This is a genomic window from Pseudomonas sp. FW300-N2F2, from assembly GCF_017351655.1.
GTDB classification, from domain to species: Bacteria; Pseudomonadota; Gammaproteobacteria; order Pseudomonadales; family Pseudomonadaceae; genus Aquipseudomonas; species Aquipseudomonas fluorescens_AA.
Genome location: NZ_JACNDQ010000001.1, coordinates 1774538 through 1790389 on the forward strand (window position 1 = coordinate 1774538; position 15852 = coordinate 1790389).

Below are 15852 nucleotides of genomic sequence, written 5' to 3' on the forward strand. Positions count from 1 at the left end.
ATAGGATTTCGCAATGAGCAATAACGCGTCCTTCACGCCGCCCAGCCTGTTGCTCAGCACCATCGGGCTGTCGCTGGCGACGTTCATGCAGGTGCTCGACACCACCATCGCCAACGTCGCCTTGCCGACCATTTCCGGCAACCTGGGCGTCAGCTCGGAGCAGGGCACCTGGGTGATCACCTCGTTCGCGGTGAGCAACGCCATCGCCCTGCCGCTCACCGGCTGGCTCAGCCGTCGGTTTGGCGAGGTGAAGCTGTTTTTGTGGGCGACGATGCTGTTCGTGCTCGCTTCATTCTTGTGTGGCATTTCCACCTCGATGCCGGAGCTGATTGGCTTTCGGGTACTCCAGGGGCTGGTGGCCGGGCCGTTGTACCCGATGACCCAGACCTTGCTGATCGCCGTCTACCCGCCGGCCAGGCGGGGCATGGCCCTGGCGTTGCTGGCGATGGTCACGGTGGTGGCGCCGATTGCCGGACCGATCCTCGGCGGCTGGATCACCGACAGCTACAGCTGGCCGTGGATCTTCTTCATCAATGTGCCCATCGGCGTCTTCGCGGCGATGGTGGTGCGCCAGCAGCTCAAGGCGCGGCCGGTGGTCACCAGCCATCAGCCGATGGACTACGTGGGATTGATCACACTGATCATCGGTGTTGGCGCGCTCCAGGTGATTCTCGACAAGGGCAACGACCTGGACTGGTTCGAATCGAACTTCATCGTCATTGGCGCGCTGATTTCAGTCATTGCCCTGGCGGTGTTCGTGATCTGGGAAATGACCGACCGTCACCCGGTGGTCAACCTCCGACTGTTCGCCTATCGCAACTTCCGCATCGGCACCATTGTGTTGGTGGGCGGTTACGCCGGGTTCTTCGGCATCAACCTGATCCTGCCGCAGTGGTTGCAGACCCAGATGGGCTACACCGCGACCTGGGCCGGATTGGCCGTGGCACCCATCGGTATCCTGCCGGTGTTGATGTCGCCCTTCGTCGGCAAGTACGCCCACAAGTTCGACCTGCGCTTGCTGGCGGGGCTGGCGTTCCTGGCCATCGGCCTGAGCTGCTTCATGCGCGCCGGGTTCACCAACGAGGTGGATTTCCAGCACATTGCCTTGGTGCAGTTGTTCATGGGCATCGGCGTGGCGCTGTTCTTCATGCCGACCCTGAGCATCCTGATGTCGGATCTGCCGCCGCACCAGATTGCCGACGGCGCGGGGCTGGCGACGTTTCTGCGGACCCTGGGCGGCAGCTTTGCCGCATCGTTGACCACCTGGATCTGGATCCGCCGGGCCGACCAGCATCACGCCTACCTGAGCGAAAGCATCAGCACTTTCGAGCCGGCCACCCGCGAGGCGCTCAACCAGCTTGGCGGCGCGAGTGCACCGGCCTACGCCCGGCTTGAGCAGGTTCTCAACAGCCAGGCGTACATGCTCTCCACCGTGGATTACTTCACGCTGCTGGGTTGGGCATTCATGGGGTTGATCGTGCTGGTGTGGCTGGCCAAACCGCCGTTTGCGGCGAAGGCGGGGCCGGCTGCGGCGGGGCATTGATCCAAAGGTCAATGCAATTCAATGTGGGAGCGAGCTTGCTCGCGATGGCGGCATGACAGTCAACTTTTATGTCGACTGAAACACCGCTATCGCGAGCAAGCTCGCTCCCACAGGGGGATCTCAGGTTGGGTGGGGCGCAGGCAGCTGCGGCGGCGGGGCGAACCCAAACGGCGCCAACGCAAACCCCTGTTCATCCACTTGCAACGCCCAGCCTTGCTTGTCCCAATCCCCCAGCACGATGCGCCGGGCGGCGTGTTCGCCCAGTTGCAGCTTGTGGATGGCGGGGCGATGGGTGTGGCCGTGGACCAGGGTCTTCACGCCGTATTGCTGCATGATCCGCGGGATCTCTTCGGGCGTGACGTCGACGATGTCATTGGCTTTCATGCGTGTCTGCGTACGGCTTTCGCTGCGCAGTTTGCGCGCCAGTTTCTGGCGGCTGCCCAGCGGCAGGTGACGCAGGATGAACAGCGTGATCGGGTTGCGCAGCCAGCGCCGCAGCTTCATGTAGCCTTCGTCGCGGGTGCAGAGGCTGTCGCCATGCATCAGCAGCACCGGCTCGCCATTGAGCTGCACGACACTCGGGTCCTTGAGCAGGGTGCAGCCGGCCGCTTTGCAAAAGGCCTGCCCCAGCATGAAGTCGCGATTGCCGTGCATCAGGAAGATGGCCGTGCCGCTGTCGCTCAATTCGCGCAGGGCCTGGCAGATGGAACGCTGGAACGGCGTCATGGCATCGTCGCCGATCCAGGCTTCGAAAAAGTCGCCCAGAATGTACAACGCTTGCGCCGAGCGGGCGCGTGTGGCGAGTAAATCCAGAAACGCCCGGGTGATGTCCGGGCGCTCCTCTTCCAGATGCAAGTCTGAAATCAGCAGTATCACTCAATGATCTCGGCTTTCTCGATGATCACGTCGTCTGCCGGGACGTCCTGGTGGCCAGCCTTGGACGTGGTGGCGACGCCCTTGATCTTGTCGACCACGTCGGTGCCTTCGATCACTTCACCGAACACTGCGTAGCCCCAGCCCTGTACGGTCTTGGCGCTGTGGTTCAGGAAGCTGTTGTCGGCCACGTTGATGAAGAACTGCGCGGAGGCCGAATGCGGCTCCATGGTACGGGCCATGGCGACACTGTACTTTTTGTTCGGCAGGCCGTTGTCGGCTTCGTTCTGGATGCTCGGGCGCTTGTCTTTCTTTTCCTTCATGCCCGGTTCGAAGCCACCGCCCTGGATCATGAAGTTGCCGATGACACGGTGGAAAACAGTGTTCTCGTAGTGGCCGGCCTTGACGTACTCGATGAAGTTGGCAACGGTGATCGGGGCTTTCTCGGCGTTCAGTTCCAGGACGATGTCGCCGTGGTTGGTAGTCAGCTTAACTTTGCTCATGGTCGGTACTCTTTCAAGGAATTCGTGGGTTTCGGGGCACAAACGCCCGCAACCGGTCCGGCTGCAATCGGCCAGGTTGGGCAGTTTAGCGTGCCGGGCACGAATTTCGAGGCTGTTTTTCATCTGGCCGTCGATTAAATTCAATCGTTTGCCGGCCTGGCCTGTCAGGTACTTGACAGCATCGGCTATGATACGGGCTTTGATTTATCAGGCCGCACCCGGCCGCGCACTTGTAAGTTCAAGGATCCTATGAGCAAGCCCACTGTCGACCCTACCTCGAATTCCAAGACCGGCCCGGCCGTGCCGGTCAATTTCCTGCGCCCGATCATCCAGGCGGACCTGGACTCGGGTAAGCACACACAGATCGTCACTCGTTTCCCGCCGGAGCCCAACGGCTACCTGCACATCGGTCATGCCAAGTCGATCTGCGTGAATTTCGGCCTGGCCCAGGAGTTCGGCGGCGTCACGCACCTGCGTTTCGACGACACCAACCCGGCCAAGGAAGACCAGGAATACATCGACGCGATCGAAAGCGACGTCAAGTGGCTGGGTTTCGAATGGTCCGGTGAGGTGCGCTACGCCTCGCAATATTTCGACCAGTTGCACGACTGGGCGGTGGAACTGATCAAGTCCGGCAACGCCTACGTGTGCGACCTGACCCCCGAGCAGGCCAAGGAGTACCGCGGCAGCCTGATCGAGCCGGGCAAGAACAGCCCGTTCCGTGAGCGCAGCGTGGAAGAGAACCTGGACCTGTTCGCCCGCATGCGCGCCGGTGAGTTCCCGGACGGCGCACGGGTGCTGCGCGCCAAGATCGACATGGCCTCGCCGAACATGAACCTGCGCGACCCGATCATGTACCGCATCCGTCACGCCCATCACCACCAGACCGGCGACAAATGGTGCATCTACCCCAACTATGACTTCACCCATGGTCAGTCGGACGCCATCGAGGGCATCACCCACTCGATCTGCACCCTGGAGTTCGAAAGCCATCGTCCGTTGTACGAGTGGTTCCTCGAGCACCTGCCCGTGCCGGCCACCCCGCGCCAGTACGAATTCAGCCGCTTGAACCTGAACTACACCATCACCAGCAAGCGCAAGCTCAAGCAGCTTGTGGACGAGAAACACGTCAATGGCTGGGACGATCCGCGCATGTCGACGCTGTCGGGCTTCCGCCGTCGCGGCTACACGCCGGCGTCGATCCGCAACTTCTGCGAGATGATCGGCACCAACCGTTCCGACGGTGTGGTCGATTTCGGCATGCTCGAGTTCAGCATCCGTCAGGATCTGGACGCGAATGCCCCGCGCGCCATGTGCGTGTTGCGTCCGTTGAAGGTCGTGATCACCAACTACCCGCAAGACCAGGTCGAAAACCTCGAACTGCCGCGTCATCCGCAAAAAGAAGAACTCGGCGTGCGCAAACTGCCGTTCGCCCGTGAAATCTACATCGACCGCGATGACTTCATGGAAGAGCCGCCAAAAGGCTACAAGCGCCTGGAGCCGAACGGCGAAGTGCGTCTGCGCGGCAGCTACGTGATCCGTGCCGACGAAGCGATCAAGGACGCCGACGGCAACATCGTCGAGCTGCGTTGCTCGTACGATCCGGACACCCTGGGCAAGAACCCTGAAGGCCGCAAGGTCAAGGGCGTGATCCACTGGGTGCCGGCCGCGGCCAGCGTCGAGTGCGAAGTGCGCCTGTACGATCGCCTGTTCCGCTCTCCGAACCCGGAGAAGGCCGAAGACAGCGCGAGTTTCCTGGACAACATCAACCCTGGCTCACTGCAAGTGCTGACCGGTTGTCGTGCTGAACCCTCGCTGGGCAATGCACAGCCGGAAGACCGTTTCCAGTTCGAGCGCGAAGGCTACTTCGTCGCGGATATCAAGGACTCGAAACCAGGTCAGCCGGTATTCAACCGTACCGTGACCCTGCGTGATTCGTGGGGCCAGTGATCAAGTCTTAAGGAAGCACCGTGCTTACGATCTACAACACGCTCACCAAGAGCAAAGAAGTCTTCAAGCCGCTGGATGGCAACAAGGTGCGCATGTACGTCTGCGGGATGACCGTGTACGACTACTGCCACATCGGGCATGGTCGCAGCATGGTCGCCTTCGACCTGGTGACCCGCTGGCTGCGTTTCAGTGGTTATGACCTGACCTACGTGCGCAACATCACCGACATCGAAGACAAGATCATCAATCGTGCCCGCGAAAATGGTGAGCCTTACGATGCGCTGACCGAGCGGATGATCCAGGCCATGCACGAGGACGAGGCGCGCCTCAATATCCTCAAGCCGGACCTGGAGCCCCGTGCCACGGACCATATTCCGGGCATGCTCAGCATGATCCAGACCTTGATCGACAAGGGCTACGCCTACGCACCGGGCAATGGCGACGTGTACTACCGTGTCGCCAAGTTCATGGGCTACGGCAAGCTGTCGCGCAAGAAGATCGAAGACCTGCGCATCGGCGCACGCATCGAAGTCGACGAGTCGAAGCAGGACCCGTTGGACTTCGTGCTGTGGAAGGCGGCCAAGCCGGGTGAGCCAAGCTGGGAATCGCCATGGGGCGCCGGGCGTCCGGGTTGGCACATCGAATGCTCGGTGATGTCCACCTGCTGCCTGGGCGAGACCTTCGACATTCATGGCGGCGGCAGCGACCTGGAGTTCCCCCACCACGAAAACGAAATCGCCCAGAGCGAAGCGGCCACCGGCAAGACCTACGCCAATGCCTGGATGCATTGCGGCATGATCCGGATCAACGGCGAGAAGATGTCCAAGTCCTTGAACAACTTCTTCACCATTCGCGACGTGCTCGACAAGTACCACCCGGAAGTCGTGCGTTACTTGTTGGTGTCGAGCCACTATCGCAGCGCCATCAACTACTCGGAAGACAACCTCAAGGACGCCAAGGGTGCCCTGGAGCGTTTCTACCATGCGTTGAAGGGCCTGCCCGCCGTGCCGCCTGCCGGTGGCGAAGCGTTCGTGGCGCGTTTCACCGAAGTGATGAACGACGACTTCGGCACGCCGGAAGCCTGCGCGGTGCTGTTCGAGATGGTGCGTGAGATCAACCGCCTGCGTGAGAGCGATCTCAATGCCGCGGCCGGCCTGGCGGCCCGCCTGAAAGAATTGGCCAGCGTGCTGGGTGTGTTGCAGCTCGAAGCCGATGATTTCCTGCAGGCCGGTGCCGCAGGCCGTGTTGACGCCGCCGAGGTGGAGGCATTGATCCAGGCACGCCTGGCGGCGCGGGCCAACAAGGATTGGGCCGAATCCGACCGCATCCGCGACCAGCTCACCGCCATGGGCGTGGTGCTGGAAGACGGGAAGGGCGGGACGACCTGGCGTCTGGCGGACTGAGTCCACCCGCTCCCACAGGGCCGGTGGTGTTCATTCAATTGTGGGAGCGAGCTTGCTCGCGATAGCGTCGGATCAGTCAACGATCATGTTGAATGAAAGATTGCCATCGCGAGCAAGCTCGCTCCCACAGTTTTTTGAGCGGTTCACAGGCATCGCATTCATTGAAGATCCCACAGTTTTTTTGTGCTCAGCCTGGCAATCATTCCTTCATGAGCTAGTACTGTCTGGTCGATTCGACGTTCCCACTGTCAGGAGTCTTCCATGTTGGCTCATTGGTCGCTTGCGGCAATTCATCTGCTGGCGTTCGCCCTCGGATTCTGGGCGGTGCTGACCCGCGGCACGGCGCTACGGCGCCTGGCGGGCGGTGTGGACGCGGTGCGGGGTGTCTTGGTGGCTGACAACCTGTGGGGCCTGTCGGCGCTGGTGCTGTTGGTGACCGGGGGGATGCGCGCTTTCGGCGGGTATGAAAAAGGTACGGACTATTACCTGCATCAACCGCTTTTTCACTTGAAGATGACGTTGCTGCTGCTGATTCTGCTGCTAGAGATCGTGCCGATGATTGCCCTGATCAAATGGCGGATGGCACTGGGCAAGGGGAGGGCGATCGATCCTTCGAAAGCCGGCCGACTTGCACGGATCAGCCACATCGAAGCCTTGTTGCTGATCTTGATGGTCGTCGCCGCCACAGGCATGGCGCGCGGCGTGGGCTTGGGCTGACCGGCCGCGAACGCCTGCTTCGTCATCATTAAAACGAAACGTCTGACAGCCATGCCAAGCGCCATGCCATTAGTATCGATTCACGGGCGGGGCGAAAGAAGGCGGGGTGGGGCAGGGTGCGGCGCAATCGGCCAGAATCTTTAGCCAGCCATTGCGACGATGCAAACGGGCTGGCTGCGGACTGCTGCAATGTTCAGGGAGTTTGCGGCTTGTCAGGGGCGGTAAGGCCGGCCTGAATACGCTGATAGATCTCTTCACGATGCACCGCAACGTTTTTCGGGGCGTTGATGCCGATCCGTACTTGTTGGCCGCTAACGCCCAGAATGGTGATCGTGATGTCGTCACCAATGTTTATGCTTTCACCGACTTTGCGGGTGAGTATCAGCATGGTGTTCTCCTTGATTGCTTTATAGGGCACCTGATTCAGACAGTGCAGATGTCGGTACTGCTTATAGATTAGTGCTAAGTGTCACAATGTGGGTGCCTCTTTCTGACGTGCAGATGCAGCATTAATTCCCAGGGTGCGACTATACAGAGACGCCGGGCAGGATTCTCGTGTTTTGAGCATTGTTTGCGGCGATCTTGAGAGGCACGGGTGCTAAAATCCATGCCTCATGTCTTCCAGGGGAAACGTTGTGCGTAAATTGGCTTGGGTTATCGCGGTATTGGTGCTGGCAGGATGCGGTGAAGGGCGTGACGTCGAAGCACCGAAGCCGAAACCCGCCGCCACCTCCGCACCGGCCGTCGCTGCTGCGCCGCAGTGGGCCGTCGAGGTTCGTGGCGAGACACCGCAGGCTGTCAGCGACCTGACCGGTTGGCTCATCGAGCACAGCTTCATGTCGAACGTGGTGCGGGAGAACGGCAAGGAGCGCGTCCTGGTCGGCCCTTTCAGCTCCGAGGCCGAAGCCCAAGCCAAGCAGGAGCAGGTCACGGCCGCCCTGGTCCGGGCGAAGAAGCGCAACATCGAGACGTTGGTGGTGGATTACCCGACGGCTCAATAATCGGGCAGCCCAAAAAGTCAGCCAAGCCCCAAAACCTGTGGGAGCGAGCTTGCTCGCGATAGCGGTGGATCAGCCAACGTTGATGTTGACTGGCCTGTCCCTATCGCGAGCAAGCTCGCTCCCACAGTTGTTGGTTTTGTGCTGTTCACAAGTGCGAGGTCAACCGCAGGCCTTCATGTCCACCGGTCCCACGAACTCGTTCCCGCGTCCCATGACGCACGCCACGCTCTGGTTGCGCTGGCGTTCCCAGCTTTCGACCGGGTAGGTCTTGTCCCAGGCTTCATACAGGCGCCGGTCCTGTTTCGACAGGCGCAGGCCATATTGCTTGCTCATGTAGAAATAGGTCCGGGCGATCATCCCCCGGATGGAGGGGCGGGGCATGACCTTCTTGGCCTTGAAATCCACCTGGGTCAGGCATGAGCCGTATTGGCCCTTTTGCTCCGGCAGCCAGCCGAAACTGAAATTGCTGCGATCGCCATTCACTTCCCCGATGCTCGGCACCAGGTTGTGCAGGTCGGCCTCGGCCCGTTGATAGACTGGATCATAGCGGGTGCAGTTCTTGCGGCCACCTTCTTGCCAACATTGACGCTGATGGCCGATCTGCCACGCCGGGACGATATGCTCCCACTCGATGCGGGCGGCACGGCTGGCATTCTTGCGCGGTACGTAACCGCAGGCGGCCAGGTTCACGCGATTGCCGGTGTATTTGCAGCCACAGTAGAACTCGGTGGATTGTGGGGCATAGAGTTTCCAGGCGATTTTCTTGGCTTCGTTGAAGGTGCGCGGGGCACCGGCCTGTGCGCCCATGGCGATGAACACAAGCAAAAAAGCTAAACAGCGAACACTCATCAGGCTCAATCTTCCTTCGGCACAACCCAGAAAACCTGCACACCACCATCGTCGCGATAGGCGAGGGTCACGTTGTCGTTCTCATCGATTTCTTCCAGGAGGCGCTCCCACTCGTCCGTCGGCTCGTCGGGCAGACGGAAGATCAGGGCGGCCTTGGCTTTTTGTGCGGTGGGGGCGTTGATGATTTTCGAGACCCGGAGGCCGAGTCGTGTATAGGAATCTAAGGGGGTGGTTGCAGCGGAGGGGGTGGCCACAGGATTATCCTTATTAAGCTGTACGGGCATACAGTATTTAACCGTAGGCATTTACGCAACTACTTAAAATTCAAGAAGATCGTCTGACAGCACTTTTTTCGTTTTGATGTGGGAAAAAGGAATTTTTTATCGGCTGATGTACACAGGCGTTGCCGCTCAGGGTGACGAAGCTATCGATGGGGTTCAGTGGGCGCTAAAGAAACGACTTCGGCGGGCGATGACCTTCGTAGGAATCCCCCCTTCATGGAGTTTTGACATGTCGTTTTCCATCGGCTTTCCCAATGCGGCAGCGGTGACCATCGGCGGAAAATCCGCCGCCACCCTGAAGGCTTTGAGCGAGGCGGAAGACCAGGCCGCCGATGAGGCCCTGGGTACAACGCAAGCCTCGGGCAAGGTCCGCACGGGCATGGGCGCTGGCGCTGAAGCAACCGACCAGGCGCAGGAGGGTGGCAGCACCCAGAGCGTGGCGGTCCAGGTGCTGCTCAAGCGGATGCAAGAACTTCAGCAGCAGCTCAGGGAGCAGCAACAGCAACTGGCCGCCGCAGAGGCGCGCGACTATGCCACGGAGGAAGCCAAGACTTCGGCGGTCATGGCAGTCCAGGGGCAGATCGCCGATACCAGTGGCGCTTTGCTGGAAGTCACCGGCCACCTGGTCACGGAGTTGTCCAAGGGCAGCGGTTCGGGTTCGGTGGTCAATACGACGGTCTGAGTTTCGACGTTGCGGGTCAAACCGCAACGTTGACAAATCTGCGAAGCCTTACCATAGTTCACTTCACGCAAACGTTTGCGCGGCGTTCCGTGCATTGATTTGCTCACAATAATCATAAGATCGGAGTGAACCCATGAAGTTGCCATTCGCTGGACGCCTTCTCGCTGTTGCCATGCTCGCGGCCGCATCCGCTGCGCTGCCTATCTCCTCGGCATTCGCCCAGACCGCAGAAAAGCCCAAGGTTGCCCTGGTCATGAAATCCCTGGCCAACGAATTCTTCCTGACCATGGAAGACGGCGCCAAGGCTTATCAGAAGGAACACTCCGCCGATTTCGACCTGATCTCCAACGGGATCAAGGATGAAACCGACACCGCCAACCAGATCCGCATCGTCGAGCAGATGATCGTGTCCAAGGTCGATGCCCTGATCATCGCGCCAGCGGACTCCAAGGCCATGGTGCCGGTGATCAAGAAAGCCGTGGATGCCGGCATCACGGTCATCAACATCGATAACCAACTCGATCCGGCCGTGGTCAAGAGCAAGAACATCAACGTACCGTTCGTAGGCCCTGATAACCGCAAGGGCGCGCGATTGGTGGGCGAATACCTGGCCAAGCAACTCAAGGCCGGTGACGAAGTCGGCATCATCGAAGGTGTCTCCACCACCACCAACGCCCAGGCACGCACCGCGGGCTTCAAGGATGCGATGGAGGCGGCGCAGGTCAAGGTCGTGTCCCTGCAATCCGGCGACTGGGAAATCAACAAGGGCAACCAGGTTGCCGCGTCGATGCTCAGCGAATACCCGAACATCAAGGCACTGCTGGCCGGTAACGACAGCATGGCGGTCGGTGCCGTATCGGCCGTGCGCGCGGCGGGCAAGGCGGGCAAAGTGCAAGTGGTCGGCTACGACAACATCAATGCCATCAAGCCAATGCTCAAGGACGGTCGTGTCCTGGCGACTGCCGACCAGTTCGCCGCCAAGCAGGCCGTGTTCGGCATCGAAACAGCGCTGAAGATGCTCAAGGGCGAAAAAGTCGACAGCGGTACCAACGGCGTTATCGAAACTCCGGTCGAGCTGGTGACCAAGCCGTAATCCTGGCGCCACAACGGTGCTCGCCCATCCGGGCGAGCGCATTGGAGAGTTTGTTATGTCCGTTCGCGACCCGAACGCTGTCCTGTGCGTCAGCGGTATCGGCAAGACCTATGCCCAGCCGGTACTGAGCGATATCAACCTGACGTTGATGCGCGGTGAAGTGCTGGCGCTGACCGGTGAAAATGGCGCCGGCAAAAGCACCCTGTCCAAGATCATCGGCGGGCTGGTGACGCCGACGACCGGGCAGATGCAATTTCAGGGGCAGGATTATCGTCCTGGCAGCCGGACCCAGGCTGAAGAGCTGGGCGTGCGCATGGTGATGCAGGAGCTCAACCTGCTGCCGACCCTGTCCGTGGCTGAAAACCTGTTCCTCGACAACCTGCCCAGCCACGGTGGCTGGATCAGTCGCAAGCAATTGCGCAAGGCGGCCATCGAGGCCATGGCCCAGGTGGGGCTCGATGCGATCGATCCCGACACGCTGGTCGGCGAGCTGGGGATCGGTCACCAACAGATGGTCGAGATCGCCCGCAACCTGATTGGCGATTGCCATGTGCTGATTCTCGATGAGCCGACCGCCATGCTGACGGCCCGCGAAGTCGAAATGCTCTTTGAGCAGATCACCCGCTTGCAGGCGCGTGGCGTGTCGATCATCTACATTTCCCATCGTCTCGAAGAACTGGCACGGGTCGCCCAGCGCATTGCGGTACTGCGCGATGGCAACCTGGTCTGCGTCGAGCCGATGGCCAACTACGACAGCGAGCAGTTGGTGACCCTGATGGTCGGCCGGGAGCTGGGCGAGCATATCGACCTTGGCCCTCGCCAGATCGGCGCGCCGGCCTTGACCGTTAAAGGCCTGACCCGTTCCGACAAGGTCCGCGACGTGTCCTTCGAAGTCCGCAGTGGCGAGATCTTCGGCATCTCCGGCCTGATCGGGGCAGGGCGCACCGAACTGTTGCGGCTGATCTTCGGTGCCGATCCGGCCGACAGCGGCACGGTGGCGCTGGGTTCGCCGGCCCGGGTGGTGAGCATTCGCTCGCCGTCCGATGCGGTGGCCCATGGCATCGCGTTGATCACCGAAGACCGCAAGGGCGAAGGCTTGCTGCTGACGCAGTCCATCGCCGCGAACATTGCCCTGGGTAACATGCCGGAGATTTCCAGTGCTGGCCTGGTCAATGGCAGTGCCGAACTGGCCTTGGCTCAGCGCCAGGTCGATGCCATGCGCATCCGCAGTTCCAGCCCGACCCAGTTGGTGTCCGAGCTGTCGGGCGGCAACCAGCAGAAAGTCGTGATCGGTCGTTGGCTCGAACGCGATTGCGCGGTCATGCTGTTCGACGAGCCGACCCGGGGCATCGACGTCGGCGCCAAATTCGACATTTATGCGCTGCTCGGCGAATTGACTCGCCAGGGCAAGGCGCTGGTCGTGGTGTCCAGTGATCTGCGGGAACTGATGTTGATCTGCGACCGAATCGGCGTGCTGTCCGCCGGGCGCCTGATCGACACCTTCGAGCGCGACAGCTGGACCCAGGATGACTTGCTTGCCGCCGCATTCGCCGGCTACCAGAAACGTGATGCGTTGCTCAACGAAGCAGCGCCTAGGGATTTTTCATGAAAACCGCATCTGCCGTCGGCAAATCGAGTGGCAACTTCTATGGCCTCGGGACCTACCTGGGCCTGGCCGGCGCACTGCTGGCCATGGTCGCGCTGTTCTCAACCCTGAGCAGCCATTTCCTGTCCTATGACACGTTCAGCACCTTGGCCAATCAGATTCCCGACCTGATGGTGCTGGCGGTCGGCATGACGTTCATCCTGATCATCGGCGGCATCGACCTGTCGGTAGGCTCGGTGCTGGCACTGGCGGCCTCGACGGTCAGCGTGGCCGTGCTCGGCTGGGGCTGGAGCGTCTGGCCGTCGGCCTTGCTCGGCATGGCCGTGGCAGCGCTGGCGGGTACGGTCACCGGTTCGATCACCGTTGCGTGGCGGATTCCATCGTTCATCGTCTCCCTCGGCGTGCTGGAAATGGCCCGGGGCCTGGCGTACCAGATGACCGGTTCCCGGACCGCCTACATCGGCGACTCGTTCGCCTGGCTGTCCAACCCCATCGCCTTTGGTATCTCGCCTTCGTTCATCATCGCCTTGCTGGTGATCTTCATTGCCCAGGCGGTGCTGACCCGCACGGTGTTCGGTCGCTACCTGATCGGCATCGGCACCAATGAAGAAGCCGTGCGCCTGGCCGGCATCAATCCAAAGCCCTACAAGATCCTGGTGTTCAGCCTGATGGGCTTGCTGGCCGGCGTGGCGGCGTTGTTCCAGATTTCCCGCCTGGAGGCCGCGGACCCGAACGCCGGCTCGGGGCTGGAACTGCAGGTGATCGCGGCGGTGGTCATCGGCGGTACCAGCCTGATGGGTGGGCGAGGCTCGGTCATCAGTACCTTCTTTGGCGTGTTGATCATCTCCGTGCTGGCGGCGGGTCTGGCGCAGATCGGCGCTACCGAGCCGACCAAGCGCATCATCACCGGTGCGGTGATCGTGGTGGCGGTCGTGCTCGATACCTATCGCAGTCAGCGCGCCAGTCGGCGGGGCTGAACCATGGCGACGATCAAGGATGTAGCAGCGCTCGCGGGGATTTCCTACACCACCGTGTCCCACGTGGTGAACAAGACGCGGCCGGTCAGCGAAGAAGTGCGCCTCAAGGTCGAGGCGGCCATCGAGCGCCTGGACTATGTGCCCAGCGCCGTGGCCCGGTCGCTCAAGGCCAAGACCACGGCAACCATCGGCCTGTTGGTGCCCAACAGCCTCAACCCTTACTTTGCCGAGTTGGCCCGGGGCATCGAGGATTACTGTGAGCGCAACGGCTATTGCGTGATCCTGTGCAACTCCGACGACAACCCGGACAAGCAACGCAGCTACCTGCGGGTGCTGCTGGAAAAACGCATCGATGGCCTGATCTTCGCGTCCGCCGGAGGCGATGTCGGCCTGGCCGAGGGCCTGGCCAGCGTGCGCACGCCCATGGTGATCGTCGACCGCGGGCTCGATGGCGTCGACGCGGACCTGGTGCGCATCGATCATGAATACGGCGCCTACCTGGCGACCCGGCACCTGCTGGAGCTGGGTCACCGCGATATCGCCTTCATCGGCGGCCCGGCCGATACCAGCGTGGCGCAAATGCGCCTGGCCGGTTACTGCCGGGCGCTGAAAGAGGCCGGGATCGAGCTGCCCGTCGAGCGCATGCTCGAGAGCGATTTCACCAGTACCGGCGGTTACCGCGCCGCTGCGCAACTGCTTGAACAGCTGCCGCCCAGCGCGATCTTCGCGGCCAACGACATGATCGGCATCGGTGTGCTGCGCGCCGCGGCTGAACGCAATGTGCGCGTGCCCAGCGAACTGTCGGTCATCGGTTTCGATGACATCCAGATGAGCCGCTATGTCTACCCGGCGTTGACCACGGTGGGGCAGTCGATCCTGCAGCTCGGGGAGATGGCGGCCGAAGTGCTGCTGCGGCGTATCGCTACGCCGGGCCTTGCCACCGACCAGCGGATCGTGACGCCGAGTATTGTCTTGCGAGAGTCGACTGCACCGCTGTCCGGTACATTCGCCCAATACCGCTGAACCGAATTGATGAGTAGTGATGTATGCCAGCAAAAGTAGTGGTGATAGGCAGTCTGAACATGGACCTGGTGACCCGGGCGCCGCGCTTGCCCCGTGGCGGTGAAACACTGATCGGCGAGTCGTTCGCGACCATCCCGGGGGGCAAGGGCGCCAACCAGGCGGTAGCCGCCGCGCGCCTGGGGGCGCAGGTGTCGATGGTCGGCTGCGTGGGCGACGATGCCTATGGCGAACAATTGCGCGGCGCGTTGCTGGCCGAGGGCATCGACTGCCAGGCGGTCCGCGTGGAGGAGGGTTCCAGCGGCGTGGCACTGATTGTCGTCGACGACAACAGCCAGAATGCGATCGTTATCGTCGCCGGTGCCAACGGTGCGCTCACCGCCGAGGTCCTGGACGGTGTCGATGACGTGCTGCAAAGCGCCGATGTCATCATTTGCCAGCTCGAAGTGCCGGATGCCACCGTCGGCCATGCCCTCAAGCGCGGGCGGGAGTTAGGCAAAATCGTCATCCTCAACCCGGCGCCGGCTTCCCATGCGTTGCCCGCCGACTGGTACGCCTGCATCGACTACCTGATTCCCAATGAAAGCGAAGCAGCGGTGCTGAGCGGGCTGGCGGTGGATTCCCTGGAAACCGCAGAGGCCGCTGCAGCGCATTTGATCGCCGCCGGTGCCGGCAAGGTGATCGTCACCCTGGGGGCCCAGGGGCTGATGTTCGCCAACGGCACCAGCTTCGAGCATTTCCCTGCCCCGCGGGTCAAGGCAGTGGACACCACGGCCGCCGGGGATACCTTTGTCGGCGGCTTCGCGGCAGCCTTGGCCAGCGGCAAAAGCGAGGTCGATGCGATTCGTTTCGGCCAGGTCGCCGCCGCGCTGTCGGTCACCCGCGCCGGCGCGCAACCTTCAATCCCCACGTTGCTGGAAGTACAGGCTTTCAAATCATGAAAAAGACGCCGTTATTGAATGTGGCACTGTCCCGACTGATCGCTTCCCTCGGCCATGGCGACAAGGTGGTCATCGGTGATGCCGGCTTGCCCGTACCACCCCAGGTCGAATTGATCGACCTGGCCCTGACCCATGGCATTCCTGACTTTGTCAGCACCTTGAAGGTGGTGCTCAGCGAGATGCAGGTGGAAAGCCATGTCCTGGCCGAGGAGATCCTCGACAAGCAGCCGCTGGCCCTGACAACCCTGGAGACGCTGAATGCCGAGGGGGCGTTGGGTGAGCGGGCGTTGGTCAGCCATGAGCAATTCAAGGTCATCAGCCGACAGGCACGGGCGATCATTCGCACCGGCGAATGCTCGCCGTACTGCAATATCGTGCTGGTCGCTGGAGTGACGTTCTAACCCTGTTCTACC

At 61.4% G+C, this 15852-nt stretch carries 17 protein-coding genes; 12 read left to right on the plus strand and 5 right to left on the minus strand.

From position 1 onward, the window contains the following. The first annotated feature begins 13 nt into the window (after positions 1 to 13). Positions 14 to 1543, plus strand: coding sequence for a DHA2 family efflux MFS transporter permease subunit (locus tag J4E63_RS08045; protein ID WP_207281597.1), 1530 nt, complete (start codon positions 14 to 16; stop codon positions 1541 to 1543). 120 nt (positions 1544 to 1663) lie between these two features. Here the strand turns inward: J4E63_RS08045 and J4E63_RS08050 are convergent, their stop codons facing one another. After that, a complete protein-coding gene (locus J4E63_RS08050) occupies positions 1664 to 2419 on the minus strand; it encodes a UDP-2,3-diacylglucosamine diphosphatase (RefSeq protein WP_207281598.1) in 756 nt (251 codons plus the stop codon). Next, the gene (locus tag J4E63_RS08055; protein ID WP_207281599.1) at positions 2416 to 2919 is read right to left on the minus strand and encodes a peptidylprolyl isomerase; all 504 of its coding nucleotides are present in this window, start codon (positions 2917 to 2919) and stop codon (positions 2416 to 2418) included. Before J4E63_RS08055 ends, J4E63_RS08050 begins: the two co-directional genes overlap by 4 nt. A gap of 249 nt (positions 2920 to 3168) precedes the next feature. Between J4E63_RS08055 and J4E63_RS08060 the strand changes: the two genes are divergently transcribed. The 3 genes from J4E63_RS08060 (at position 3169) to J4E63_RS08070 (ending at position 6989) form a co-directional block, all read left to right on the plus strand. After that, a complete protein-coding gene (locus J4E63_RS08060) occupies positions 3169 to 4869 on the plus strand; it encodes a glutamine--tRNA ligase/YqeY domain fusion protein (RefSeq protein WP_207281600.1) in 1701 nt (566 codons plus the stop codon). A 20-nt stretch (positions 4870 to 4889) separates the two neighbouring features. Then, positions 4890 to 6272: a cysteine--tRNA ligase gene (gene cysS / locus J4E63_RS08065; protein ID WP_207281601.1), complete on the plus strand. Its 1383-nt coding sequence runs from the start codon at positions 4890 to 4892 to the stop codon at positions 6270 to 6272. A 261-nt stretch (positions 6273 to 6533) separates the two neighbouring features. Continuing rightward, complete coding sequence (locus J4E63_RS08070) at positions 6534 to 6989, plus strand: DUF2214 family protein (RefSeq protein WP_060738190.1); 456 nt, start codon at positions 6534 to 6536, stop codon at positions 6987 to 6989. A gap of 193 nt (positions 6990 to 7182) precedes the next feature. On the opposite strand, the gene csrA is transcribed toward J4E63_RS08070, so the two are convergent. After that, positions 7183 to 7377, minus strand: a complete 195-nt coding sequence (gene csrA, locus J4E63_RS08075) for a carbon storage regulator CsrA (RefSeq protein WP_003179932.1) — start codon at positions 7375 to 7377, stop codon at positions 7183 to 7185. A 247-nt stretch (positions 7378 to 7624) separates the two neighbouring features. Between csrA and J4E63_RS08080 the strand changes: the two genes are divergently transcribed. After that, entirely contained in the window at positions 7625 to 7990 is a 366-nt protein-coding gene (locus J4E63_RS08080; protein WP_092199037.1) for a penicillin-binding protein activator LpoB, read from the plus strand. Positions 7991 to 8149: 159 nt separating this feature from the next. Here the strand turns inward: J4E63_RS08080 and J4E63_RS08085 are convergent, their stop codons facing one another. Both J4E63_RS08085 and J4E63_RS08090 read right to left on the minus strand, forming a co-directional pair. After that, positions 8150 to 8839 carry an endonuclease gene (locus tag J4E63_RS08085; protein WP_060738188.1) on the minus strand — a complete coding sequence of 230 codons (690 nt, stop codon included), beginning with the start codon at positions 8837 to 8839 and terminating at the stop codon, positions 8150 to 8152. A 5-nt stretch (positions 8840 to 8844) separates the two neighbouring features. Further along, entirely contained in the window at positions 8845 to 9144 is a 300-nt protein-coding gene (locus J4E63_RS08090) for a DUF1654 domain-containing protein (protein WP_207281602.1), read from the minus strand. Positions 9145 to 9349: 205 nt separating this feature from the next. On the opposite strand from J4E63_RS08090, the gene J4E63_RS08095 reads away from it, so the two are divergent. The 7 genes from J4E63_RS08095 to rbsD all read left to right on the plus strand — a co-directional run bounded on the left by J4E63_RS08095 (position 9350) and on the right by rbsD (position 15840). After that, on the plus strand, positions 9350 to 9802 hold the full coding sequence (locus J4E63_RS08095; RefSeq protein WP_207281603.1) for a hypothetical protein: 453 nt from the start codon (positions 9350 to 9352) through the stop codon (positions 9800 to 9802). Between the two features lie 133 nt (positions 9803 to 9935). Next, entirely contained in the window at positions 9936 to 10895 is a 960-nt protein-coding gene (locus J4E63_RS08100) for a sugar ABC transporter substrate-binding protein (protein ID WP_060738186.1), read from the plus strand. 55 nt (positions 10896 to 10950) lie between these two features. Then, the gene (locus tag J4E63_RS08105; protein WP_207281604.1) at positions 10951 to 12504 is read left to right on the plus strand and encodes a sugar ABC transporter ATP-binding protein; all 1554 of its coding nucleotides are present in this window, start codon (positions 10951 to 10953) and stop codon (positions 12502 to 12504) included. Then, the gene (locus J4E63_RS08110) at positions 12501 to 13478 is read left to right on the plus strand and encodes an ABC transporter permease (RefSeq protein ID WP_060738184.1); all 978 of its coding nucleotides are present in this window, start codon (positions 12501 to 12503) and stop codon (positions 13476 to 13478) included. The genes J4E63_RS08105 and J4E63_RS08110 overlap by 4 nt, the downstream gene beginning before the upstream one ends. Positions 13479 to 13481: 3 nt before the next feature. Beyond that, a complete protein-coding gene (locus tag J4E63_RS08115; RefSeq protein ID WP_207281605.1) occupies positions 13482 to 14501 on the plus strand; it encodes a LacI family DNA-binding transcriptional regulator in 1020 nt (339 codons plus the stop codon). 23 nt (positions 14502 to 14524) lie between these two features. Further along, positions 14525 to 15439 carry a ribokinase gene (rbsK, locus tag J4E63_RS08120; protein WP_207281606.1) on the plus strand — a complete coding sequence of 305 codons (915 nt, stop codon included), beginning with the start codon at positions 14525 to 14527 and terminating at the stop codon, positions 15437 to 15439. Further along, positions 15436 to 15840, plus strand: coding sequence for a D-ribose pyranase (gene rbsD, locus J4E63_RS08125; RefSeq protein WP_092476886.1), 405 nt, complete (start codon positions 15436 to 15438; stop codon positions 15838 to 15840). The genes rbsK and rbsD overlap by 4 nt, the downstream gene beginning before the upstream one ends. Positions 15841 to 15852 lie beyond the last annotated feature (12 nt).

Excerpts from the sequence above, each read along its gene's own strand:
- J4E63_RS08045 (WP_207281597.1), top strand. The coding sequence starts at position 14 with ATGAGCAATAACGCGTCCTTCACGCCGCCCAGCCTGTTGCTCAGCACC.
- J4E63_RS08055 (WP_207281599.1), bottom strand. The coding sequence starts at position 2,919 with ATGAGCAAAGTTAAGCTGACTACCAACCACGGCGACATCGTCCTGGAA.
- J4E63_RS08060 (WP_207281600.1), top strand. The coding sequence starts at position 3,169 with ATGAGCAAGCCCACTGTCGACCCTACCTCGAATTCCAAGACCGGCCCG.
- J4E63_RS08070 (WP_060738190.1), top strand. The coding sequence starts at position 6,534 with ATGTTGGCTCATTGGTCGCTTGCGGCAATTCATCTGCTGGCGTTCGCC.
- csrA (WP_003179932.1), bottom strand. The coding sequence starts at position 7,377 with ATGCTGATACTCACCCGCAAAGTCGGTGAAAGCATAAACATTGGTGAC.
- J4E63_RS08085 (WP_060738188.1), bottom strand. The coding sequence starts at position 8,839 with ATGAGTGTTCGCTGTTTAGCTTTTTTGCTTGTGTTCATCGCCATGGGC.
- J4E63_RS08090 (WP_207281602.1), bottom strand. The coding sequence starts at position 9,144 with ATGCCTACGGTTAAATACTGTATGCCCGTACAGCTTAATAAGGATAAT.
- J4E63_RS08095 (WP_207281603.1), top strand. The coding sequence starts at position 9,350 with ATGTCGTTTTCCATCGGCTTTCCCAATGCGGCAGCGGTGACCATCGGC.
- J4E63_RS08100 (WP_060738186.1), top strand. The coding sequence starts at position 9,936 with ATGAAGTTGCCATTCGCTGGACGCCTTCTCGCTGTTGCCATGCTCGCG.
- J4E63_RS08105 (WP_207281604.1), top strand. The coding sequence starts at position 10,951 with ATGTCCGTTCGCGACCCGAACGCTGTCCTGTGCGTCAGCGGTATCGGC.
- J4E63_RS08110 (WP_060738184.1), top strand. The coding sequence starts at position 12,501 with ATGAAAACCGCATCTGCCGTCGGCAAATCGAGTGGCAACTTCTATGGC.
- J4E63_RS08115 (WP_207281605.1), top strand. The coding sequence starts at position 13,482 with ATGGCGACGATCAAGGATGTAGCAGCGCTCGCGGGGATTTCCTACACC.
- rbsK (WP_207281606.1), top strand. The coding sequence starts at position 14,525 with ATGCCAGCAAAAGTAGTGGTGATAGGCAGTCTGAACATGGACCTGGTG.
- rbsD (WP_092476886.1), top strand. The coding sequence starts at position 15,436 with ATGAAAAAGACGCCGTTATTGAATGTGGCACTGTCCCGACTGATCGCT.